Origin of the sequence: Nonomuraea deserti (assembly GCF_004348685.1) — a bacterium.
GTDB lineage: Bacteria > Actinomycetota > Actinomycetes > Streptosporangiales > Streptosporangiaceae > Nonomuraea > Nonomuraea deserti.
Genome location: NZ_SMKO01000001.1, coordinates 47,179 through 70,595, shown reverse-complemented (window position 1 = coordinate 70,595; position 23,417 = coordinate 47,179). Strand labels below are relative to the sequence as shown.

Sequence of the window (23,417 nt, the reverse complement as noted above, 5' to 3'; positions counted from 1 at the left end):
ATCCACCCGCTGGTTCACAGCGTGATTGCTTCCGGCCCCAGCAGCGCCTTCACATCGGCGGCGAAGCTGGGCTCCGCGTTGACGGGGAAGTCCGGCACCGCCAGCACCATGGTCTTCCCGGCCGGGCGCTTCAGGTTGATGTGCAGCGGGACCTTGCCCTCGTGCAGCTTCAGCACGTGCCGGAGCTCTTCGAGCAACTGCGGGGTGACGCGTTCCTCCCTGAGCAGGAGGGTGATCGGGGCGCCGTCACTGTTGACGCCGGACACGTCGATCGGGGTGAGATCCGTCGCGAAGATGCTGATGGCGCCGTCCCGGTTGTTGATCTGGCCACGGACGGCCACCACGATGTCCTCGCGCAGCGAGTCGGCGTACAGCACGTAGCTCTTGGGGAAGAACAGGCACTCGACGGCGGCGTCCATGTCCTCGACCGTGGCGATCGCCCAGAGATTGCCGGCCTTGTTGACTCTCTTGTCCACCTTGGTGACGAGGCCGCACACGGCGATGTCGCCGCGGTCGTCGCGGCCGGACTCGAGCAGGTCGGCGATCGTGGTGTCGCGGTTCCTGGCCAGGATCCGTTCGGTGCCGGCCAGGGGATGGTCGGAGACGTACAGGCCGAGCATCTCCCGCTCGAAGTCGAGCTTCGTCTTCTTGTCCCACTCCATGTCGGGGACCGTGACGGTGAACACCTCGTCGGCGCCCGCGTCGGCCAGGCCGCCGAACAGTGAGTCCTGGCCGTGCGCCTCCTGCTTCTTGATGCCGCTGACCTGGTCGACGGCCTGTTCGTGAACCATGAGCAGGCCCTTGCGCGGGTGGTCGCGCGAGTCGAACGCCCCTGCCTTGATCAACGACTCGATGACCCGCTTGTTGCAGGCGGTCAGCGGGATCTTGCCGAGGAAGTCGTTGAAGTCCTGGTAGAGGCCCTTCTCCTTACGGGCCTTCACGATCGCGTCGACGACGTTCTCGCCGACGTTGCGAACCGCGCCCATGCCGAACCGCACCTGGGTGTCGCCGACCGCGACGAAGTCGAGCTGGCTGTCGTTGACGTCCGGGGGCAGGACCTGGATGCCCATTTTGCGGCACTCGGCGAGGTAGACGGCCGCCTTGTCCTTGTCGTCTCCCACGGAGGTCAGCAGGGCGGCCATGTACTCGGCGGGGTAGTTGGCCTTCAGGTACGCGGTCCAGTAGGCGACCAGGCCGTACCCGGCGGTGTGGGACTTGTTGAAGGCGTAGCCGGAGAACGGCAGCATGACGTCCCACAGGGCCTGGATGGCGTCGTCGCTGTAGCCGTTGGCGCGCATGCCCTTCTGGAAGTTGGCGAACTCCGCGTCCAGGATCTCTTTCTTCTTCTTGCCCATGGCGCGACGCAGCAGGTCGGCGCCGCCCAGGGTGTAGCCGGCCAGCTCCCGCGCGACGGCCATGATCTGCTCCTGGTAGACGAGCAGGTGGAACGTCGGGCCCAGGATCGGGTCCAGGGCGTCCTTCAGCTCCGGGTGGATGGGCTCGATGTCCTGCCGGGCGTTCTTCCTGTGCGCGTAGTTGGTGTGCGCGTTGGCCGCCATCGGGCCCGGCCGGTACAGGGCGAGCACGGCGGCGATGTCCTCGAACCGGGTCGGCTCCATCAGTTTCAGGAGCTGGCGCATCGGGCCGCCGTCGAGCTGGAACACGCCCAGGGTGTCCCCGCGCGCCATGAGCTGGTAGGTCTTCGCGTCGTCGAGCGGGATGGTCAGGGTGTCGAGCGTGATGCCCCGGTTCTGCTCGATGATCTTGATGGCGTGGTCGATGATGCCCAGGTTGCGCAGCCCCAGGAAGTCCATCTTGACCAGGCCCATGTCTTCGCACGACGGGTAGTCGAACCCGGTGATGATCACACCGTCTTTGTCCCGCCGGTGCAAGGGGATCAGGTCCATCAGCGGCGCCGACGACAGGATGACCGCGGCCGCGTGCACACCGGTGCCGCGGATCAGTCCCTCGATGCCGCGGCCGGTGTCGATCACCTTCTTCACGTCCGGGTCGCTCTCGTACAGCGCGCGAATCTCACCGCCCTCGTTGTAGCGCGGGTGATCCTCGTTGAACATGTCCGCCAGGGGGACGCCCTTGCCCATGACGTCCGGCGGCATCGCCTTGGTGATCTTGTCACCGACGGCGAACGGGTAGCCGAGAATGCGGGACGCGTCCTTGACGGCGGCCTTGGCCTTGATCGTGCCGAACGTGTTGACCTGCGCGGTCATCGCGCTGCCGTACTTGTCGGTGACGTAGTTGACCATCCGGTCCCGGTGGCGGTCGTCGAAGTCGAGGTCGACGTCCGGCGGGTTGATCCGCTCCGGATTCAGGAACCGCTCGAACAGCAGGCCGTGCTCCAGCGGATCGAGCTCCGTGATCCGCGTGGCGTAGGCGACGATCGATCCGGTGGCGCTGCCGCGACCGGGACCCACCGGGATGCCGTTGTCCCGCGCGTATCGGCAGATGTCGGCCACCACGAGGAAGTAGGAGGAGAAGCCCATCGGCCCGATGACCTTCATCTCGGTCTCGTACCGCTCCATCACCTCGGCGGGGACGGGGGTGCCGTACCGCATCTCCAGGCCGCGCTCCACCTCCTGACGAAGCCACGACTCCTGCGTCTCGCCCTCGGGCACGTCGGGATAGTCAGGCATGCGATCCACCTGGGCGAACACGTCGCTGTAGTCGCCGACCATCTCGGCGACCAGCAGCGTGTTGTCGCACGCCTGCGGCAGTTCGGGGAACAGCGCGTACATCTCGTCGGCCGGCTTGAGGTAGTAGCCGGAGCCGTTGAACCGGAACCGGTTCGGGTCGTCCTTGTTCTTGCCGACGCCGACGCACAGGAGGCTGTCGTGGGCGTCGGCCTGGTCCTCGGTGACGTAGTGGGAGTCGTTGGTGACCAGCAGCGGGATGTCGAGCTGCTTGGCCAGCCGCAGCAGGTCGGCCCGCACCTCCCGCTCGATGTCGATGCCGTGGTCCATCAACTCCAGGAAGTAGTTCTCCTTGCCGAAGATCTCCTGGTATTCGCCGGCGACCCTGACGGCCTCGTCGTACTGGCCGAGCCGCAAACGCGTCTGTACGGCGCCGGACGGGCAGCCGGTGGTGGCGATGATCCCGGACGCGTGCTGCGCGACCAGATCCTGGTCCATGCGGGGCTTGCCGTAGTAACCCTCGACCGACGCCAGCGACGACAGCCGGAACAGGTTGCGCAGCCCGTCCGCGTCTTTCGCCCACATGGTCATGTGGGTGAACCGGCCGCCGCCGGAGACGTCCTTGCCGCCCTCGCCGTCCGCGACACCGGTCTCGGCACGAGAACCCCAGAAGACCGGTTTCTTGAAGAACCGGGACTCCGGCGCCACGTAGGCCTCGATGCCGATGATCGGTTTGACGGGGCTGTCCTTCGCCACCTTCTGGAACTCGTACGCACCGAACATGTTGCCGTGATCCGACATGGCGATGGCCGGCATATCAAGCCGCGCCGCCTCTTTGAACAGCGGTTTGATCTTGGCCGCCCCGTCCAGCATGCTGTACTCAGTGTGTACGTGCAGATGCACGAACGACTTGCTCACCCGTCCACCGACCTCACTTCTGCCCGACCTGTCGCCTGAGCCTATTCCGTCTCGCGTGACTGATGGGCGTCGCGCTTCCAGGGGGTGGACGGTTGCGGTGCGGCCGTTGCCGATCCCAATTCCGAACGGACCCGGCTCTCAGTCATCACTTCGGCGTGCCGCTGCTGCTTGTGCCCGCTCTTTCGCATGACCGCGCCCGCGAGCCAGACGATGCCCAGATAGGCGGAGACGAGGAGCACCCCGGCCGCGGCGAAGGCCACGAAACCGGCCGCGGGACCTGACCGTTCCCCGACGTTCGTCCCGATCGTGGTCATGACGAACGCCTGGAACGCGAGCCAGCAGACGGTGAAGATCGCGAAGCCTGGCCCTCCCGGTGAGACTGCCATGCAGCGATTGTCCGCCCGCACAGGGCAGCAGACCAGGGCGTTCCGGCGTTCTTACGGCCTCGCTATGCCGGCCTCCGCGGCCTCACTCGGGGAGACCCGCGAAGCCGTCGCCCACGCAGGCGGCGAGCTGCAGGTAGGCGTCCCTGGTGGTCTCCTGGAGCCGGTCCAGGTCGATCTCCGCGCCCTCCTCTAGATGCGGGTCGTACGGCACCCGGACCACCGCGCGGCACCTGGCGGCGAAATGGGCCTCCAGCTTCTTGATGTCGACCGCCGACTTCGAGCGCGGCCTGACGCTGCACAGCACCACGGTGGCGTTCTTCACCAGATCGCCGTAGTGGTGCGCCTCCAGCCAGTCGAGCGTCGCCGACGCCGCCCTGGCGCCGTCCACGGACGGGGAGCTGACCAGCACGATCTGGTCGGCGAGCCCGAGCACGCCGCCCATGGCGGAGTGGAGCAGGCCGGTGCCGCAGTCGGTGATGCAGATGGAGTAGAAGTTCTCCAGCACCTGGGAGACGGCCTGGTAGTCGCCGCCGCTGAACGCCTCGGAGACCGACGGGTCGCGGTCGGAGGCGAGCACCTCCAGCCGCGAGGGCGCCTGCGAGGTGAACGCCCTGATGTCGACGTAGCGCTTGACCTGGTCGCGCTCGTTGAGCAGGTCACGCACGGTCGCCGAGGTCTCCAGGACGAGCTTGTCGGAGAGCGTGCCCCTGTCGGGGTTGGCGTCCACGGCGATGACACGGTCGCCGCGGATCTGGGCGAGGGTGGCGCCCAGTCCGACCGTGGTCGTGGTCTTGCCCACGCCGCCCTTGAGGCTCAGCACGGCCACGCGGTGGTGCCCGGCGGTCACCGGAGTGCGGGCCCTGGTGACGAGCTCGCGGCGGCGGCGCACCTCCGGGGGTTCGCCCGGCTTGATCCAGCCTCCCGACGCCTTGTACACCACGCGCCGCCACCCCTTGGAGGGAGCGTTACGCCGTCCGCGGAGCAGGGACTCCGGGTCGAGGCTCTCGGCGGTCGGCCTGCCGGTGACCGGAGGTCTGGGCGGGGCGCTGAAGACGGGCGCCGGGGCGGGGCGGCGGCGCGGCGGCGCCGGCGGGATGTCCCGGTCCGCGGGGCGCCACTCGGGCTGGTCGGCCCACGGCGAACCTCCCTGCTCGGCGGGACGCTCCCGCTGGGGGGCGTCGTGCCACGGACCCTCCTGGCGCGACCCACCGTGCTGGGGACCGCTGTGCTGGGGACCGCTGTGCTGGGGACCGCTGTACTGGGAACCGCTGTACTGGGAACCGCTGTACTGGGGACCGCTGTGCTGGGGACCGCTGTTCTGGGACTCGCTCTGCTGGGATCCGCCGTGCTGGGGACCGCTGTGCTGGGACCGGCCGTACCCGGACCCGCCGTGCAGCGGGGCGTCCCGTAGCGGATCGCCGTGCGGGGATGTGTCGCGCTGTGGCCCGTCGTGCGGGGATCTGTCGCTCAGCGGGTCGTCGTGCGGCGGGCGGTCCTGGCGCTGGGAGTACTCCAGCCGCATGGGACGGTCCTGGTGCCGGGGACGGTCCTCCTGGACCGGCTCGGCCCACGGGGAGCGCTCGTCGGGCTGCGCACCGTCCTCCGGCTGCTGCTCGGGCTCGGCCCGCCGCTCGGGGCCGGCCCACTGGGGCCCGGAGTCGGTCCACCGCGGGCGCTCGTTCCTCGGCAGGGTCTCGTCGGAGCCGGTCCACCGCGGGGCCTCGTTCCCGGGAAGGGTCTCATCGGATCCGGCCGACCACTGCGGAGGCTCGTTCCCGGGCAGTGTGCTCTCCCAGGCGGGCTTCTCCTCGTCGGCCGGCTTCTCCTCCCCCTTCTCCTCCGCCTTCTTCTCCGCGCGTGAGGTCTCCTCCGACCGTGAGGTCTCCTCAGCCGCGGCCGGCTGCCGGTCCGCCAGCGGATCCTCCCCGGCCGATCCCTCGGCCTGCTGGGCGGACGGCTGGGTGGACGGCGCCGGGGACGGGGACGCGGATGACTCCGCGGGCGGCGGCCACTCGGTCGGCGTGGGCCACGGATCGTCCGCCGGCTCCTCCGTCCTGTCCTTGCCGGCCGTCTCCGGCGGCGCGAACGACAGCGTGAAGGTCTCGGTGTCGTCGGGGCGCGGCAGCGGCTTCAGCGGGGTGTTGAAGGGGTAGTCCGCCGGCGGCGCCGCCGGCTCCTCCGTCTTGGCGGCGCCGGCCTCGCCGAGCCACTCCCCGGCCTCGCTCTCCCCTTCGGGTACGTCCTCGGCCGCGGCCGTGCCGTACACGGAGTCGACGGCCGCGCGGAACAGCGGCGGCGTCGGCGTCTCGTGCTGCTGGGGCACCAGCTGCCACGGGTCCTGGGGGTACGGCGAGGCGACCGGCTCGTCGGCAGAAGCAGTCGAGGCGCTGACAGAGACGGGGGTCTCCTCCGTCTCCTTGATCGCGTCGAGCCAGGCCAGCTGTTCCTCGAGAGATTCTTCTCGATCGTGTCTTGCCACCGTGTTCCCCCTCGGGTGGGTCTAAAGGGGCAGCAAATACCTTGCAGATTAACGCCACCCACTCCTGCGCAGCCCGCCAACCCACAACTTCTTTGCCCGGCTACCGTGGTTCGCATGCGAGCCATTGAGATCACCGAGCCGGGCGGCCCCGAGGTGCTGGAGTGGCACGACGTGCCCGATCCCGGAGTAGGGCGCGGAGACGTGCTCATCGACGTGACCGCGTCGGCGGTCAATCGTGCCGATGTCCTGCAACGTCAGGGGTTCTACGACCCTCCGCCCGGATCGTCCCCCTATCCGGGGCTGGAGGCGTCGGGCGTGGTGGCCGAGGTGGGCGCCGACGTCGAGCAGTTCAAGGCCGGCGACGCGGTGTGCGCGCTGCTCGGAGGCGGCGGTTACGCCGAGCGCGTAGCCGTGCCCTGGCAGCAGGTCATGCCGCTGCCCGACGGGGTGTCGCCGCGCGAGGCGGCCGGGCTGCCCGAGGTGGCCTGCACCGTCTGGTCCAACGTGTTCATGACCGGGCGGCTGCGCAGGGGCGAGACGCTGCTCGTGCACGGCGGCGCGAGCGGGATCGGGACGTTCGCGGTGCAGCTGGCCAAGGCGCTCGGCTCCCACGTGGTCGCGACCGTCGGCTCGGCGGAGAAGGCCGAGCGGGTCAAGGAGCTCGGCGCCGACGAGGTGATCAACTATCGCGAGGAGGACTTCGCGGACAAAGTACGCGCCGACGTGATCCTCGACATCATGGGCGCGAAATACCTCGCGGGCAACATCAAGGCGCTGCGCACCGGCGGCCGGCTGGTGATCATCGGGCTCCAGGGCGGCCGCAAGGCCGAACTCGACATGGGCGCCCTGCTCGCCAAGCGCGCGGCCGTGCACGCGACGGCGCTGCGCTCGCGTCCCGTGGAGGAGAAGGGCGCGATCGTACGCAGCGTCGTCGACAACGTCTGGCCGCTGGTCGGGGCCGGTGCGGTGCGTCCCGTGGTCCACGCGGAGGTGCCCATGGCGGACGCCGCCGAAGCTCACCGAATGTTGGATTCGGGGGAGCACGTCGGCAAGATCCTGCTAGTACGGTGAGAGTTATGAATGCTGAGGACAACAACACCCCCCACATCGTGGTGGTGGGCCCCGACTTCCAAGGTCAGGGCGATAGCGGCGAGGACGATCGGTCGGTCACCAACCTGGTCGAGCAGCCCGCGAAGGTGATGCGCATCGGCAGCATGATCAGGCAGCTTCTCGAGGAGGTCCGCGCGGCCCCCCTCGACGAGGCCAGCCGCAAGCGGTTGAAGGAGATCCACGAGTCGTCCATCAAGGAGCTCGAGGACGGCCTGGCGCCGGAGCTGGTCGACGAGCTGGAGCGCCTGTCGCTCCCGTTCACCGACGAGACCGGCACGCCGCCGAGCGAGGCCGAGCTGCGCATCGCGCACGCCCAGCTGGTCGGCTGGCTCGAGGGGTTGTTCCACGGCATCCAGACCACGCTGTTCGCGCAGCAGATGGCCGCCCGTGCCCAGCTTGAGCAGATGCGCAGGGCGCTGCCCGGGGTGCCGCACGGTGAGGAGCCGCAGCCGCGGCCGCCCGGTGGTTCCGGCCCCTACCTGTAGAGCTTCTCGATCACCTGCGCGACGCCGTCGTCGTCGTTGGTCGCGGTCACGTGATCGACCGCCGCCAGCACGGCGGGATGCGCGTTCGCGACGGCGTACGACGTGCCTGCCCAGCTCAGCATGGGCAGGTCGTTTGGCATGTCGCCGAACGCCACGGTCTGTGCGGGTTTGATCTCGTTCTGTGCGGCCAGCGCCGCCAGGGCGCTGGCCTTCGTGACGCCTTGGGCGCTCATCTCGATCAGGCCTCTGCGGCTGGAGTGGGTGGCGGTCACCAGATGCCCCACCAGCTCGTGCACGGTGGCCTGGAGTTCGTCCGCGCCCATGCCCGGGTGCAGGGCCAGCAGCTTGGCGCACGGACGTGCGGTAAGGGAGTCGACGCGGGCGGTCCCCTTGGCCTTGTCAAGGGCGCCGAGGAGGAAATCCGACTCGTGCGCAAAACCGGCTTCATACTCGACCGAAAATGCGAGATCGGACACGTTCGCTCTTAGCTGAGCCACGACTTCCTCGAGTACGTCGACCGTGATCAGGTGAGATTCCACTATCCGTTCGGTATGGAGATCGTAGATCAGCGCTCCGTTCGCACAGATGGCGAGCCCGTGGTGACGCACCGCACCCGCGACCCCGCCCATCCAGCGCGGCGGCCGCCCCGTCACGAACACCAGCGCAGCCCCCGTTTCCTCGACTTTGGCGAAGGCCGCGGCCGTGCGGGGAGACACGGTTCCGTCGGTCCGCAACGCGGTGCCGTCGAGGTCGGTGGCCACAAGACGGGGTGTGGGAAGGCTCTGCATAACAGGTTCCAGTTTGCCTGGTGATGCCGCCTGACAGAAATCTTCCTAGCGACGGGAACACCAACGCTCCAGAATGGTGTTAGATGTGATGGCGTTGTATTAGCTGATCCCGTAGTGAAAACCAGCATGACTTTGTCTGAGCCACCCCGGGTGCTTGCTGTACGACACACCGGGATCCACGAGGTGTGGGTCCCATAGATTCACATCCTGAGGGAGAGCTTTTATGGCTCAGGGAACCGTCAAGTGGTTCAACGCCGAGAAGGGCTTCGGCTTCATCGCCCCGGACGGCGGTGCGCCGGACGTGTTCGTGCACTTCTCCGAGATCGTCGGCAACGGCTACCGCAGCCTTGAAGACGGCCAGCGGGTCGAGTTCGAGATCACGCAGGGCCAGAAGGGGCCGCAGGCCTCGCAGGTCCGAGCCATCTGACCTGTAGCAGCGAGAGAGACCGGGGTTCGCATTCCAGCGGGCTCCGGTCTTCGCATGTGTCGACTTGGTCACGGCTGTGACTCGACTCACACAGCCGTTGAACCGCCGGACCCTCTGATACATCGACCTCTATATGAGGTATGCGTGGTCATGTCACCCCGTGACCGTCGCCGGGGTCTTCGTGCTGCTGGTCAACGACCACCTGCTGAAGCAGGCCTGGCCCGGGTTCGTCACGGGCAAGCTCAGCGACGTGGCGGGCCTCATGGTGGCGCCCGCCCTGCTGGCGCTGCTCTTCTGGCGGCGGGCCGATCTGGCGGCCACCTTGCTCACCGGGGCGCTGTTCACGCTCGTGAAATCCACGGAGACGGGCGCTGAGGCCGCCTCCCAGGTCTGGACCCTCGTGGCGGGCCCGTCGCGCGTCCTGGCCGACCCCACGGATCTGCTGGCCCTCCCGGCGCTCGCGCTGGCCTGGTGGGTACGCGGGCGCAGCCTCCACACCCACTCCCCCAAGTGGCGGATCATCGCGGCGATGCCGCTGACCGTGCTGGCGGTGGCCGCCACGTCGGCCGTCCACATGCCCGCCGCGGAATTTGTGGAGGTGGACGGCGACCGGATCGTCGTCCACGTCTCGGGCGGCCAGGACCAGATCTCCCGCGACGGCGGAGCCACGTGGTCGGAGAGCGATCGGGCGACGGCGGACGAGCCCAGGCGCCCGCAGAGCGCCGCGTGCGTGCCCATGCAGGCGACCCGGTGCTACCGGGTGGTTCCCGGCCGGATGGCCGTACAGCAGTCCGACGACGGCGGCGACTCGTGGCGGCCGTCGTGGACCACGTCCGACGACGACCGCGAGCGGCTGCGCAGGACCTACTCCGGCAGCCACGACCGGCACTCGATGGGCCTGGCCGCGGTGCCCCGGCCCGGCGGGCACGTCGTGGTCGTCGCGAACGGCCTGGACGGCATCCTGGTCCGCGACGTCCAGGGCACGTGGCGGCGGGTGGGCTGGCCCGGCCAGGCCGCGGAGCAGGCCGCGACCGTGGACGTGAGCCTGGAGCGCAGCGTGGCGCTCTTCCTGGCCGCCTGCATGCTGTTCGGCGGCGTCGGGGCGGGGGTGCGGCAGTTCCACCGCGTTTACACCGGCTTCGCCGTCTTCGCCTGCCTGGGCCTCTTCGGCATCGTCGCCGAGGCCGCCCTTCTGGATCATGACGCCTTCGGTGTGGTCGTGCTCGGCGGGGTCGCCGCCGCGCTCGGCACTCTGGCGTGTCTCGTGCTGGCGTTCGGGGGCCGGGCGCGTCCCGTGACGGCTGCGGTCGGCGTCGGGGGCGCGCCGCTCGTCTTCGCGGCCGTATACCTGCCCTTCCACGGCTGGGCCGGCGGCGCGCCCGACGCGTACGAGGTCGCCGTCGTGATCGCCGCGGTGCTCACCGCTCTCGTGCTGGTGGCGGGCGCCGCCCTCATCAGGAACGACGCCGGCCGCTCCGGCCCGTGACCCCCGGACGGCCGGGTCCCGTGGGCGACTCCACCCATCTGCTACTCTGTGACACAGATTGATTACTTTGCGTCACAATGGGGGCTCCGGTGAAAGTCGCCTGCGTCGGCGGTGGACCCGCCAACCTGTACTTCTCGATCCTGATGAAACGTGTGGACCCGTCCCACGACATCACCATCTACGAACGGAACCCGGCCGGCTCGACGTACGGCTGGGGCGTGACCTACTGGGACGAACTGTTCAACGATCTCCACCGGGCCGACGCCGACTCCGCGCGGGCCATCAGCGAGAGCTCGGTCCGGTGGGACTCCTGGGTCGCGGACATCCGCGACCGCGCCACGGTGACGGTCGAGCAAGGAGAGGCCGGCTACGGCATCAGCCGGCGCCGGTTGCTGGGCATCCTCGCGGAACGCGCCGAGTCGCTCGGCGTACGCATCGAGTGGGAGCGCGAGATCACCGACCAGGACGGGTTCGGCGACGCCGACCTCGTCGTGGCGGGCGACGGCGTCAACAGCGTGCTGCGCGATCGCCACGCCGAGCACTTCGGCCCCGAGTTCCATACCGGCCAGAACATCTACATCTGGCTCGGCACCACCAAGGTCTTCGACGCGTTCGTCTTCGCCTTCGTGGAGACCGAGCACGGCTGGATCTGGTGTTACGGCTACAAGTACAGCCAGGAGCACAGCACCTGCGTCATCGAGTGCACCCCCGAGACCTGGCGGGGACTCGGGCTCGACCAGGGGAAGGAGGCCGACAGCCTGGCCATCCTGGAGAAGCTCTTCGCCGACATCCTCGACGGGCACCCGCTGATCGGACGGGCGCAGGCCGACGGCACCGCGCACTGGCTGCACTTCCGTACGCTGACCAACCGCACCTGGCACCACGGCAACGTCGTGCTGGTGGGGGACGCCGCACACACCACGCACTATTCCATCGGCGCGGGCACCGCCCTGGCCCTGGCGGACGCCTCCGTCCTGGCCAAGGCGCTCTACCAGGAGAAAGATCTCGAAACGGCCCTCACCGCCTACGAACGCGAGTCGAAGTCGAAGCTCCGGTCGCCGCAGAGGGCCGCCCGCTACAGCGCCCGATGGTTCGAGAGCCTCCCGCGCTACATCGACCGCTCGCCCATGCAGGTGATCACGCTGCTGGGCCAGCGGCACTCGGTGTTGCAGCCGCTCGTCCCGCCGGCGCTCTACTACCAGTTCGACCGGATCGCCGGGCGGGTCGGAGGGCTCTTCGGGTTCGGGCGCTGAGCGCCGCGGGCTATTTGGCCGGCTCCAGCACGTCGAGGCCGACGTAGGGGCGCAGCGCCTGCGGGACCACCACGGAACCGTCGGCCTGCTGGTGGTTCTCCAGAATCGCGACGATCCAGCGGGTCGTGGCCAGCGTGCCGTTGAGCGTGGCCAGGTGTTGGGGCTTGCCGTCCTTGTCGCGATAGCGGACGGCGAGCCTGCGCGCCTGGAACTCGGTGCAGTTGGAGGTCGAGGTCAGCTCGCGGTAGCGGCCCTGGGTCGGGATCCACGCCTCGCAGTCGAACTTGCGGGCCGCCGACATGCCGAGGTCGCCCGCCGCCGTGTCGATGACGCGGTAGGGGACCTCGATCTTGGCCAGCATCTCCTCCTCCCAGGCGAGCAGCCGCCGGTGCTCCTCCTGGGCCTCCTCGGGGCGCACGTAGGAGAACATCTCGACCTTGTCGAACTGGTGGACCCGGATGATGCCCCTGGTGTCCTTGCCGTACGAGCCCGCCTCGCGCCGGAAGCACGACGACCAGCCCGCGTAGCGCAGCGGCAGGTCGTCGGCCGCGAGGATCTCCTGCGCGTGATAGCCGGCCAGCGACACCTCGGAGGTGCCGACCAGATAGAGGTCGTCCTCGGGGAGGCGGTAGATCTCCTTGTCGTGGGCCACGTGGAAACCAGTGCCCTGCATGGTCTCCGGCTTGACCAGCACCGGAGTGATCATCGGCGTGAACCCTGCCTCGATCGCCTGCTGCATGGCCATGTTGAGCAGGCCGAGCTGCAGCCGGGCGCCGACGCCCCTGAGGAAGAAGAACCGCGAGCCGGACACCTTGGCGCCCCGCTCCATGTCGATGGCCCCGAGCGCCTCGCCCAGCTCCAGGTGGTCCTTGGGGGTGAAGTCGAACTCGCGCGGCTCGCCGTGGGTCTCCAGCACGACGTAGTCGTCCTCGCCGCCCTCAGGAGCGCCCTCGTCGACGATGTTGGGGACCGTCTGGAGCACCTCGTCGAGCTCGGCACCCAGCTTCTCCGCCTCTGCCTCGGCGGCCTTGACCTGGCTCGCGAGGTCCTTGGCCCGCTGCAGCAGAGCGGCCTTCTCCTCGCCCTGCGCCTTGGAGACCGATTTGCCCATGCTCTTCTGCTCGGCGCGCATGGACTCGAACGCGGTCAGCGCGGAACGCCGGCGTTCGTCCAGGTCGAGCAGCGTGTCGACGACGGAGTCGTCCTCACCGCGGGCACGCTGCGACGCCCGTAGCCGGTCGGGATCCTCACGAAGGGTACGCAGGTCAATCACAACGAAAGGCTACCGGCCTTGGACGGCGGCCCGCCCCTCTATTACGCCGAGTCGCCGCCACCCGGCGCCACCTGGCCGTCGCCCAGCGTCGCCAGGCTCAGACCCGGGCCGGCCTCTCTGCGCTCAGACCTTGCCGCCACACCGCGTCACGAGCCGTCGGCCGGCTCAGACCTGGCCGGCGCGGACCCGCGTCAGCCACTCGGCCGCCTCGCCGAACGCGTCGTCGGACGTGCCGCGCCTGATCTGCGGCGTCACCCCGTCGGCCCGCGGATAGCTCCCCAGGAACCGCACCTCGCCGCAGACGCGGTGCAGCCCCGCGATCGCCTCGCCGACACGGGCGTCGGCGATGTGCCCCTCGAAGTCGAAATGGAAGAAGTAGCGGCCGATGCCGTCGCCGGTCGGCCGCGACTCGATGCGCGTCAGGTTGACCCCGCGTACGGAGAACTCCGTCAGCATCTCCAGCAGCGCGCCCGGGTGGTCGTCGGCGAGGAAGACCACCAGCGTGGTGCGGTCGGAACCGGTCGGCGCGGGCAGCGGCTGGGGGCGGCCGACCCGGACGAACCTGGTCACCGTGTCGGACCTGTCGCCGATGTCGGAGGCCAGCTCGACCAGCCCGTAGTGCTCGCCCGCGATGCGAGCGGCGATGGCCGCGTCGTAGGGAGAGCCGGGCAGCGACACCTCCTGGGCCGCGGCCGCCGTCGACGGGGCGGACACCACGACGGCGTCGGGCAGCTCGCGCGAGATGAAGGCGCGGCACTGGGTGATGGCCGCTGGGTGCGTGTAGACCCGCTTGACGTGGGCGATCTCGGTGTCGGGCCGGGCCAGCAGCGAGAACTGCACGGGCAGCAGCAGCTCGGCCGTGATCAGCAGCGGCTCGCCCCAGGCGAACTCGTCGAGCGTCGTGGTGATGGCGCCCTCGATGGAGTTTTCCAGCGGCACGACGGCGCCGTCGGCATCGCCCGTACGGGCGGCGTTGAGCGCGGCGCTCACGTTGGCGCAGGGCAGGCGCTCGGCGGTGGGGTCGAGGAGCCGCAGGGCCTCTTCGGTGAAGGTGCCTTCGGGTCCGAGATAGGCGAGTCGGGGCATGAGTCCAGAGTATCCGCAGGTGGACAGCGCATGGTGAGCATTCGGCCGAGCGCGTGACAGCGCCGTGACCGAACCGCCGCCCACAGGTGTCGGGAAACCTCCGCCGTACCCGAACCGCCGCGTGAACGGAACCTCCGCCGTACCCGAACCGCCGCGTGAACGGAACCTCCGCCGTACCCGAACCGCCGCGTGAACGGAACCTCCGCCGTACCCGAACCGCCGCGTGAACGGAACCTCCGCCGTGACCGAGCGACCGGCTACAGGTCCCACGAAGCCCGCGCCGTGATCAGCGGTCCCAGCCCCAGGCGGGCCGCGCGTACGGCCTCCTCCTCTTCGGGCGACAGCTGCTGCTCGCCCTTACCTCCCACCACGGACCGCACGTACGTACGCGTCTCACTGCGCCCGTTGATCGAGGTCAGCACGATGCCGTCGCCCAGCCCATTGATCATCGCCACCGAGAACGACAGCCGCCCGGTCATCTCCGCGAGGGCGTCGTACCGGCAGACGGCCACGTCTCTGACCGCCTTGAGATCGCACCCGCCCTCGTGCATCTGCCGGGCGAGCATCCGCCGGCAGTCCTCCACCGTGGCCTGGGCCCGGCGAAGCGCCAGACAGCCGATGAGCACGCCGCTGACCCCGGCCAGAACGCCCACGAAGACCCATGCGGTAATGAGCACGACACCGAGGGTAATGGCTGGGTCAAGCGAGCATCCGGCGTTTCGGCACCCAGGACGCCAGCAACCACACCAGGGCCAGCGCTCCCAGCCCGAACCCGTTCTGGACGATCTTCCCCAGCACCAGGCTGACGCCCGGGATGTCGGCCGCCTTCAGCGAGACGCCCCACCACGGGACGGGCACCACGTAGTACAGCCACACGCCGGCCGCGACCCGCAGCCTTACCGGGTCGCGGCCGTCGCCGACGATCGCGCCGAGCACCACGACCACGTAGGCCAGGTGGTGGATCCAGGCGACCGGCGAGAGCAGCACGGCCATCAGCCCGACGAGCGCGACCGCGGTGATGGAATCTCCGGCCTGGTACGCGTCCCGCGCGCCGCGGAACCCGTACCAGCCGACCGCGGCCACGATCACCACCCAGATCGCGGACGTCAGCAGGTCGGGCAGGTAGAGCCGGATCAGCATGCCGCGGATCGACTGGTTGGTGGTGGCCGCGTTCGCGCCGAGGCGTTCGGGATCGAGCAGCGCCGAGAACCAGAAGTCGGCCGCGTCCTGCGGGATCACCGCGAACGGCAGCAGCGTGAGCACCGCCGCCGCGAACGCCGCCATGAAGAACGTCCGCCACTGCCTGGTGACCAGCAGGTAGATCAGGAAGACGCCGGGCGTCAGCTTCACCGCCGTGGCCAGCCCGATCAGGAACCCGCGCGGCCACCACGGCCTCCTGGCCACGCAGTCCGCCAGGCAGAGGGCGACCAGCAGGATGTCGACCTGGCCGAACCGCACCTGGTCTCTGATGGGCATCAGGTACGCGCAGGCCACCATGAACAGGGCGAACGCCCACGGCGCGTACTTCCGCCACGTGCCCAGGGCCTCCCTGAACGCGAAGCCCACGGTCACGGCCAGCGCCACGAAGATCCCGGCCGTCCACACCCACTGCGCGACGCCCCAGGACATCCCGGCCAGCCCGACGGCCAGCATCGCCGCGACGGGCGGGTAGGTGAACGGCAGCAACTGCGGCGCGGGGGTGAAGTAGTCGTACACCGGCCGCCCGTCGAGGAGCATCTGCCCCCCGGTGCGGTAGACGTCCAGGTCGACCAGGCGTTGATCGTCCGCATTGGTGAGCCACGCGTGCACCAGCGGGGTCACGGCCGCCGCGACGACGAGCACCGCGACCGCCCACGCCCACCACTGCCGCCGTCCCGCGCCCCCGGTCACCGGACCTGCTCCGTCGCTTCTTCCGCGCCGCGGAGCAGGCGGGTCGCCAGCGGGCGTGCCGGCGTCAGGGCGCGCACCGGTGGTCTTCCCCGGTGATCGGGCGGGCGCGGCCGCCGGCTCGCAGGAGGGTGCCGGGCCGGTCGGAGGCGCTTCTGGATCGGGGCTGGATGTGGCCAAGGGTCAACGGAGTGTTGCTCGCCGCACGACTGGCACAGGTCCTGCCCTCTCGGGGCGGCACGTACTCACGGACCTCATGACCGAGCAGCGTACCGTGCCGGCACGCCATGCCTGCCCCCGGCTTGCCGGCGGTCCTGGCCCAGCGCGCGGGCGTCGAGCGGCCCCGCCGCCGGCCGCCCCGCTCGGTACCCGTTCCGGACGGGGGCTCCGGGGTTCCCCGCTGAGGAGGCACGGTGGGGTGGATCTGCTGACATCCGTCCAACGTGGCCGTCACCTCCTCGCGGGTGGTCACTGTGCGGGAGCGAGAGACGTTACCGTGACTGTTGTCGTCGAAGCGCCTTCTACGGATGAATCCAGAGGATTTCCACCGAACGGACGAATCGGCACACGCGATCGTCGCTCGTCCGTACGGCCCTCGCTACGGACGCCGGCATCCGTACGGCCCTCGCTACGGGACGTCGGCATCCGTACGGCACGCTCGGACACCGGCGCGCCCCCGCGTGCCGTGCCGACGGCCGAAGCCAGCCTGCGCTCAGCATCTACGATCGAACGCACATCCTTCCCCGAAGACGCAGGAGTTTCCGCACATGCCCAACGACGCCAGGCCGGACCCGTACGACGGCGGGCACGAGTCGCGCGGCCGACGGCGTGTGCGAGCAGTCCGTCCCCTCCACCGCGTGGTGACGTTGCTGCTGGGCATCGCCCTGGCCGCGGCCGTCGTCCCCGCGGCGGCCCGCGCGGAGACGGCGCAGGAGCAGGCGGTCAGGGGGCGCGTGGCCCTTGTCGGCGTGCCCGGCCTGGAGTGGAGCGACCTCGACAGGTCACGGACCCCGCACCTGTGGGACCTCGTCAGCCGGGGCTCCTCCGCCTCGCTCTCCACCCGCACGGTGCCGCCCCCTGACCGGGGCATCACCTGCCCCACAGCTGGCTGGCTGACCGTCTCAGCAGGCCAACGAGCGGGTACGCCGGGCAAGGGCTGCCTCCCGGCCCCCGCACCCCGGCGAACAGGTCAACGCGCCACGATCCCCGGATGGGAGGCGCTGAGCGCCCACCAGGGCGAGACCGGCTTCGACGCCCGGCTGGGCACCCTGGGCCGGGTCGTGACGGACGGTGGGGGGAAAGTGGCCGCGGTCGGCCCCGGAGCCGCGCTCGCCGCAGCCGACACCTCGGGAAACGTCGCCTCCTACGCCCCCGGCCTGGGCTCCGTCGCCGACCTGACCCCCTACGACCTCGTCGTCTTCGAAGCCGCCGACCTGGCGACCGCCTGGGCCGCCCGCCCCCTGGACGAGTACGGGGTCCCCGCCCCGATGCCCGCCGACGCCAGGAAAGCGGCGGTGGCCCAGGCCGACCGGCAGATCGGCGCCCTGCTCGGCAAGCTGCCCGCCGGCACCTCCGTCCTGCTGGCCGGCATCTCCGACGTGACGCCCAACGCCCACCTCCACGTGGCCATCGCCGCCGGCCCGTCGGCTCCGGGCGGCCCGCCGTTCCCCCACGGCCGCCTCACGGCCACCTCCACCCGCCAGGACTCCCTGGTCACGATCACCGACCTCACCGCCACCGCCGTCCAGCTCCTCGGCCTGCCGGCGTCCCGCGAGGTCGTCGGCCGCCCGTGGCGGTCCGGCGACGCCGCCCCACCCGACCCGGCCGGCGCGGTGGCGGACCTGGCCGACGCCGACCTGGCCAGCCAGGTGCTCCGCGACGTACGCGGCCCCTTCTTCACCGTCCTGGTGACGGTACAACTCCTCTTCTACGCCCTCGCCGCCCTGGCTCTCCGCCGCCGCTCCAAGAACGACCAGCACCACATAGGCACCAGCACCAGCACCAGCACGGGCACGGGCACGGGCACGGGCACGGGCACGGGCAGACCAGGAACCCCGCCAAGCCCCACCTCCACGGAAACACCGGCCGCCGCCACCTCGTCGAACACCTCCGCAGCCGTGCCGCCGCCGGACGTCCCAGCCGTGGGCCTGGCGAGCGCGTCCAGGCTGCTCGTCGCCGTCCAGGCCGTCGCGGTCGTCAGCGGCGCCATTCCCGTGTCGACCTTCCTGGCCCAGCTGGTGCCCTGGTGGACGCTGCCGGTTCCGATGGTGTCGGTGATCGTGACGATCGTCGCCATCGCCGCCCTCATCACCGCCGCGGCCTTCGCGGGGCCGTGGCGCTCGCACGTGCTCGGCCCTCTCACCGTGGTCTCCGCCATCACCTCGCTCGCCCTCCTCCTCGACGTCATGACCGGCTCCAAGCTCCAGGTGAACGCCGTGACCGGTTACGAGCCCGTCACGGGAGGACGGTTCTACGGCTTCAGCAACATCGCCTTCGCCGTCTACGCCACCGGCACCGTGCTCGGCCTGGCCGGGGTGGCCCAGTGGCTGCACGGCAAGGGGGTGTCCAGGGTCGTGATCGTCGCGGTGTGCGGGGTCTATGGAGGGCTGGCGGTCTTCGCGGACGGATGGCCGTCGTGGGGGGCCGACTTCGGCGGCGTGCCGGCCTTCGTGATCGGTCTGGCCGTCTTCCTCATTCTCCTGTCGGGCAAGCGCGTATCACTGCTGAAACTGGCGCTTGTCGGCCTGGCGGGAGCGCTGCTCGTGGGGACGCTGTCCGTGTTCGACTGGCTGCGGCCCGAGACTCAACGCACCCATCTGGGCACCTTCGTGCAGCAGATCATCGACGGCCAGGCGTGGACGGTAGTCTGGCGCAAGCTCAGCGCCATGGTCGGCGTGACCATCGGCAACTGGTCGCTGACCCTCCTCTCCGTGGTCGCGCTGGCCTTTCTCTTCCTGGTGCTCGCCCGGCCGTCACGCTGGGGCGCCTCCGCGCTGGGCCAGGTCTACGCGCTGGCCCCGGTGCTCAGGGCGGGCCTTTTCGGTACGCTCACGTGCGCGTTCGTCGCCTTCCTCATGAACGACTCGGGCATCGCCATCCCCTCTATGGCGTTGACGGTCGCCGTGCCGCTGACGCTGGCGGCGTGCGTACGCGCCCTGCAGCTCGCCACGCCCACACGAGCAACGCCACGGTCAGGGCCAGCAGCGCCCACGCGAGCTGAGGCCTGAGCACCGTCCTGAGCCACTCGAGGTCCTGTGGCTGGCTCTCCACCCTGGCCGGCAGGTAGGCCAGCGACAGGACCAGCAGGTGCGCGACCACGAACCCGTCGAGTGCCGACGCCCCCACGAGCGCCAGCAGCCCAAGCGCCAACCCGTCGTACCACGGCAGGATGTAGGGGGTCGCGAACACGTACGCCACCACGAGCACCGTCGCCACGACCGGAGCCTCCAGGCCTCCCCCATCCGGCACACCACCCCGGGCCCGGCCAATGCGGAAACCCAGGCCGGACCGGGCCGCCGAACCGGCAGGCAATGCCCCGACCCGGGTCGAACCAGCAGGGAACGCCCCAGCCCGAGTCGAACCAGCAGGAGACACCCCAGCCCGACCAACGTCCGCGCCGGAACCAGCTCCAGACGACTCCCCAGATCCCGACACCACACCAGAACCCGGGACCGCACCAGAACCAGATTTCGACACCACACCAGAACCGGCCGCGCCGGAACCCGCTGCCCGTGTCGCGCCGGAATCGGGCGCCGCGCCGGATGCGAGGCGGAACAGGAACCAGGCGACGAGTGCGAGCACCAGGAGGGAGCCCACCTGGATCTCTCCTCGGTAGGCGCTGCCGGTGCCCACGACGGACTGCAGCCAGCCCTGGACGAGTTTCCAGACCGAGACGTGCGAGATCGCCTTGCTGGTGCGGGTCATCGGCTCGATCGCCGCCGTGCCAACGATCGCGTAACCGGCGACCACCACCGCGAGGGCGCACCCGGCCATGAGCGCCAGACGGGCAGGGCGCCGTCGCAACTCCCAGGCCGGGCCCAGGGCGACGAGACCGGCGTTGATTTTGATCGCCACGCCGAGGCCGAGCAGGACACCAGAACCTGCGGGGCGAGCCCTGGACAGCAGGGCGGCGACCATGCAGGCGATGGCGAGGGTGTCGACGTGCATGCCCGCCACCAGCTGGTAGAGCAGGAGCGGGTTGGCCGTCCACAACAACGCGGCGCGCAGGCGTCTTGCCGGGTCGTCACTGGCGAATCGGTCGACGAGCAGGCCCGTCACGATGAACGCGGCGGCGTTGAACAGGGCCAGCACGAAGATCGTCAGCCGGAGCGAGTCGCCGCCCACCCAGCTCGCCGCCGCCTGCAGAGCCGTCGCGACCGGGCCGTAAACGCTCGGCTCCTCCCGCCACGGCTCCTCGACCGCACCAGCGATGGGGTCGCCGGGAAGATCCACCGCGCCGTGAGCATAGGGGTCGACGCCCAGCGTCACCATGCGGCCGTAGACGGCGTAGTTGAGGTGGTCACCGGAACCCGAGGGAGGCAGGAACGCGAGCGCGCCCGCCGCCAGGCAGCCGATCATGACCGCCGAACGCGCGAGACCAGGGTGGACCCTGGGACTGCGGGTGAGGGACAGGGCGAGCAGGAGACCGAGGCCGCCGAGGACGAGCGCGGCGGCGGCCATGGCGATCGTGAGATGGGGATCGGGCCGGACATCGAAGGAGTAGGGCGGTTGCCAGGCAGGGCCGGTCAACGCGGGGACCATCGGCGAAGGACCGAGCAGGCCGATGGTGAGCGTCAGCAGGATCGAGGCGCCGATCGCCGCCGTGGCCGCCCACCCGAGCCGACCTCGTGCCTTGTCGCGCCACGATTGCGAAGTCACCGGAAGATTCCAGCACACTCGCAAGGGGGCTCCGGACGGACGGGCGCTCGCCTGTGGACAACCAGTCCCGGGAACGAGATCCCCTGTGGACGGCCCGGACGGCCCCGGACGGCCAGAGGCGGTCCCGGACGGCCCGGACGGCTCGGACGGCCAGAGGCGGTCCCTCAGTGAACCACCGCACGAGCGAAGGCAGTCCCCTGTGGACGACCGCACGGGCGACTGCAGTGCCTCAATGGTCCGTCGAAGGCGGTTCTTGTGAACGGTCAGGCCGGGGAGGCAGGGCCCCGGTGATGGAACAGAGCGGCGAGGGCCGGGACACCGCTCAGGGTGCCTGGACTCCTCGCGCGCGGGAGCCAACCGTCCTCGCCGCAAGAACGGACGTCTCACGCCCATAGCCGGACGTCCTCACGCCAGAACCAGGCGCTTTCACGTCCCAGAGCCGACGCTGTCACGTCCCAGAACCAGGCGCTCTCGCGCCCCAGAACCAGACGTCCTCACGCCCCACAGCCGGACGTCCTCACGCCCCACAGCCGGACGTCCTCACGCCCCACAGCCGGACGTCCTCACGCGCGCAAGCCTGGAACGTTTGGCGCACGGAAGATGGTCAGCGTTTGAAGCGAAGTTTGTCCAGATTTTGCGTGACAAGCGGCTCCCGCGTGGCCAGCGCGCGCGCCACATCGCGCAGCTGCACGGCCCGGTGGAGCTGCGCCCGCCAGTCGGTGCCGGTGGCGCGGTGTGCCATGTCGACCTCGACCTCGGTGACCCGGAACCCCTTGCGCAACAGGTCGATCGTCAGCGCCGTCTCCACGCCGAACCCGTGCGCCAGCGGCCTGGCCGCCTCGAAAGCGGCCCTGGTGAGGCAGCGCTGGCCGTTGAGCGGCTGGGCGGGCTCGAAGCCGGTGGCCCGGCGGATGCCCTCTTTCGAGAGGCGGACGACTAAGCCGTGGCCGCCGAGCCGCACCCGGGTGGTGAACACGGCGATGGTCATGTCGGCCTCGCCCGCGCGTACGGGCTCGATGAGCGGGGCGGCGGCCTGGGCCGTGTCGCCCAGGTCGGCGTCGAGGAAGAGGAGATGGCGGGGAGCGGCGTCCTCGTCGAGGAGGCGTACGGACTCCGCGCCCGTCTCCATCGCGGCGGCCTTGCCCTTGTTGCGGCTGTGGCGCACCACCCGGGCGCCGGCAGCGCGGGCGACCCGGCCGGTCTGGTCGGACGAGCCGTCGTCGACGACCACGACGAGGTCGACGCCGGGCAGCGCGGCCGCAGCCCTGACGGTGGCCGCGATGCGGTCCGCCTCGTTGGCGGCCGGGATGACGGCCGCCGTGTCACCGCCCATCGGGCGTCACCTCCGCACGCGCGGCTTCCGTCATGATCCCTCGGCTATGAGAAACTCCTGCGGCACCTCGTCGTACACGGTGAACACCGAGTCGAGCCCCGTGACCTGCAGGATCTTGCGTACGGCGGGACGCGGCGCGGCCACGTCGAGCGCCCCGCCCTGCTCTTTCATGCGCTTGAGTGCCGAGAGCAGCACGTTCATCCCCGTGGAGTCGCAGAAATCCACGGCGGACATGTCGATGACCACCCGGCTTGGCCCTTCCTGCAGGAGCCGAGTGAACTCGGACTGCAGGTGGGGCGCCGTGTACAGGTCGATTTCTCCGGTGATGGCGACGAGCGCGCACCCGGCCTGTGATCGAGTCGAGACCTTGAGCTCCACATGGGCAGGCTAGCGGCGCGGAGGCTTCCGGTCACGTTGTCACGCCGATAGGGCAACCACAGGTTTTTGTCCTCCGTTTGGGCTCCATGGAAACGGAGAGTACGCGAAGCTTGACAGCGTGACATCGGAACTGGCAACCGCGTCATGGCGAAGGAGGGGCTGGGGCACGTCTGGCGGGCCCTCGGATCGATGAACGCAGACAATCCTGAAGATCCTCAGCGTCAGGGGCTCCGCGAACGGCTGGAGACCATCCTCATCCGCACAGAGAAGGCCACCTCATGGGATGACGAAGCAGGACGCCTCCGCGGTCTGGTGAACCACGAAGGCTATGTCCCCATCCGCACCCGGCTCGCGGTCGAGGACCTCGACTTCCTCGCCGGCGCGCGTGCCGACCTGCTCAGGTTCTCCGAGCTCGGGCTCAGGCTGCTCGACCTCCACCAGCCGAGGGACGCGGGCGGCATCACGAGTGACACGGCCCATCCGATCCTGCGGTGCAGGAGCTGCATGTGGCGCTGGCCCTGCCCGACATTTCGGGCAATGTCGGAGTCGTTCGGCCTGCCCCGATCCGACGTCGACCTTCCGGAAAGCGCCTGAGCACCCGA

The 23,417-nt window shown here is 70.0% G+C and carries 17 protein-coding genes and 1 pseudogene; 7 read left to right on the top strand and 11 right to left on the bottom strand.

The window, feature by feature from the left end:
• Positions 1 to 14: 14 nt before the first annotated feature.
• From dnaE to E1292_RS54730, 3 genes are all read right to left on the bottom strand, one after another.
• Positions 15 to 3,566, bottom strand: coding sequence for a DNA polymerase III subunit alpha (dnaE, locus tag E1292_RS00335; RefSeq protein ID WP_132590750.1), 3,552 nt, complete (start codon positions 3,564 to 3,566; stop codon positions 15 to 17).
• A gap of 41 nt (positions 3,567 to 3,607) precedes the next feature.
• Positions 3,608 to 3,952, bottom strand: coding sequence for a hypothetical protein (locus E1292_RS00330; protein WP_132590748.1), 345 nt, complete (start codon positions 3,950 to 3,952; stop codon positions 3,608 to 3,610).
• A gap of 82 nt (positions 3,953 to 4,034) precedes the next feature.
• Positions 4,035 to 6,431, bottom strand: a complete 2,397-nt coding sequence (locus E1292_RS54730; RefSeq protein ID WP_281283991.1) for a MinD/ParA family ATP-binding protein — start codon at positions 6,429 to 6,431, stop codon at positions 4,035 to 4,037.
• Positions 6,432 to 6,545: 114 nt separating this feature from the next.
• On the opposite strand from E1292_RS54730, the gene E1292_RS00320 reads away from it, so the two are divergent.
• Together E1292_RS00320 and E1292_RS00315 are read left to right on the top strand one after the other, a co-directional pair.
• Positions 6,546 to 7,502, top strand: coding sequence for an NAD(P)H-quinone oxidoreductase (locus tag E1292_RS00320; protein ID WP_132590746.1), 957 nt, complete (start codon positions 6,546 to 6,548; stop codon positions 7,500 to 7,502).
• Positions 7,503 to 7,507: 5 nt separating this feature from the next.
• Positions 7,508 to 8,026 carry a bacterial proteasome activator family protein gene (locus E1292_RS00315; RefSeq protein ID WP_132505806.1) on the top strand — a complete coding sequence of 173 codons (519 nt, stop codon included), beginning with the start codon at positions 7,508 to 7,510 and terminating at the stop codon, positions 8,024 to 8,026.
• On the opposite strand, the gene E1292_RS00310 is transcribed toward E1292_RS00315, so the two are convergent.
• On the bottom strand, positions 8,017 to 8,787 hold the full coding sequence (locus tag E1292_RS00310; protein ID WP_342775587.1) for an HAD family hydrolase: 771 nt from the start codon (positions 8,785 to 8,787) through the stop codon (positions 8,017 to 8,019). The two genes, E1292_RS00315 and E1292_RS00310, sit on opposite strands and share 10 nt — an antisense overlap.
• 250 nt (positions 8,788 to 9,037) lie before the next feature.
• On the opposite strand from E1292_RS00310, the gene E1292_RS00305 reads away from it, so the two are divergent.
• From E1292_RS00305 to E1292_RS00295, 3 genes are all read left to right on the top strand, one after another.
• On the top strand, positions 9,038 to 9,241 hold the full coding sequence (locus E1292_RS00305) for a cold-shock protein (protein WP_043619750.1): 204 nt from the start codon (positions 9,038 to 9,040) through the stop codon (positions 9,239 to 9,241).
• Positions 9,242 to 9,401: 160 nt separating this feature from the next.
• Entirely contained in the window at positions 9,402 to 10,727 is a 1,326-nt protein-coding gene (locus E1292_RS00300; RefSeq protein ID WP_132590742.1) for a hypothetical protein, read from the top strand.
• Between the two features lie 89 nt (positions 10,728 to 10,816).
• A complete protein-coding gene (locus E1292_RS00295) occupies positions 10,817 to 11,980 on the top strand; it encodes an FAD-dependent monooxygenase (protein WP_181958168.1) in 1,164 nt (387 codons plus the stop codon).
• A gap of 10 nt (positions 11,981 to 11,990) precedes the next feature.
• On the opposite strand, the gene serS is transcribed toward E1292_RS00295, so the two are convergent.
• The 4 genes from serS to E1292_RS00275 form a co-directional block, all read right to left on the bottom strand.
• Complete coding sequence (serS, locus tag E1292_RS00290) at positions 11,991 to 13,253, bottom strand: serine--tRNA ligase (protein WP_132590738.1); 1,263 nt, start codon at positions 13,251 to 13,253, stop codon at positions 11,991 to 11,993.
• 165 nt (positions 13,254 to 13,418) lie between these two features.
• Positions 13,419 to 14,339, bottom strand: a complete 921-nt coding sequence (pheA, locus tag E1292_RS00285; RefSeq protein ID WP_132590736.1) for a prephenate dehydratase — start codon at positions 14,337 to 14,339, stop codon at positions 13,419 to 13,421.
• A 257-nt stretch (positions 14,340 to 14,596) separates the two neighbouring features.
• A complete protein-coding gene (locus E1292_RS00280; protein WP_246089809.1) occupies positions 14,597 to 15,016 on the bottom strand; it encodes a DUF4446 family protein in 420 nt (139 codons plus the stop codon).
• 22 nt (positions 15,017 to 15,038) lie between these two features.
• Entirely contained in the window at positions 15,039 to 16,229 is a 1,191-nt protein-coding gene (locus E1292_RS00275) for a glycosyltransferase 87 family protein (RefSeq protein WP_132590734.1), read from the bottom strand.
• A 764-nt stretch (positions 16,230 to 16,993) separates the two neighbouring features.
• On the opposite strand from E1292_RS00275, the gene E1292_RS53305 reads away from it, so the two are divergent.
• Positions 16,994 to 19,453: a hypothetical protein gene (locus tag E1292_RS53305; protein ID WP_246089808.1), complete on the top strand. Its 2,460-nt coding sequence runs from the start codon at positions 16,994 to 16,996 to the stop codon at positions 19,451 to 19,453.
• Between the two features lie 526 nt (positions 19,454 to 19,979).
• Here E1292_RS53305 and mptB read toward each other — a convergent pair.
• From mptB to E1292_RS00255, 3 genes and pseudogenes are all read right to left on the bottom strand, one after another.
• Positions 19,980 to 20,906: pseudogene (gene mptB / locus E1292_RS00265) on the bottom strand (polyprenol phosphomannose-dependent alpha 1,6 mannosyltransferase MptB); the annotation flags it as partial.
• An 802-nt stretch (positions 20,907 to 21,708) separates the two neighbouring features.
• Positions 21,709 to 22,437, bottom strand: a complete 729-nt coding sequence (locus E1292_RS00260) for a glycosyltransferase family 2 protein (RefSeq protein WP_132590732.1) — start codon at positions 22,435 to 22,437, stop codon at positions 21,709 to 21,711.
• 30 nt (positions 22,438 to 22,467) lie between these two features.
• The gene (locus tag E1292_RS00255; protein WP_132328427.1) at positions 22,468 to 22,815 is read right to left on the bottom strand and encodes an STAS domain-containing protein; all 348 of its coding nucleotides are present in this window, start codon (positions 22,813 to 22,815) and stop codon (positions 22,468 to 22,470) included.
• A gap of 189 nt (positions 22,816 to 23,004) precedes the next feature.
• Here E1292_RS00255 and E1292_RS00250 point away from each other — a divergent pair, with 189 nt between their 5' ends.
• Positions 23,005 to 23,409 (top strand): hypothetical protein, encoded by a 405-nt coding sequence (locus E1292_RS00250; RefSeq protein WP_132505830.1) that lies wholly within the window; start codon positions 23,005 to 23,007, stop codon positions 23,407 to 23,409.
• The last annotated feature ends 8 nt before the right edge of the window (positions 23,410 to 23,417 follow it).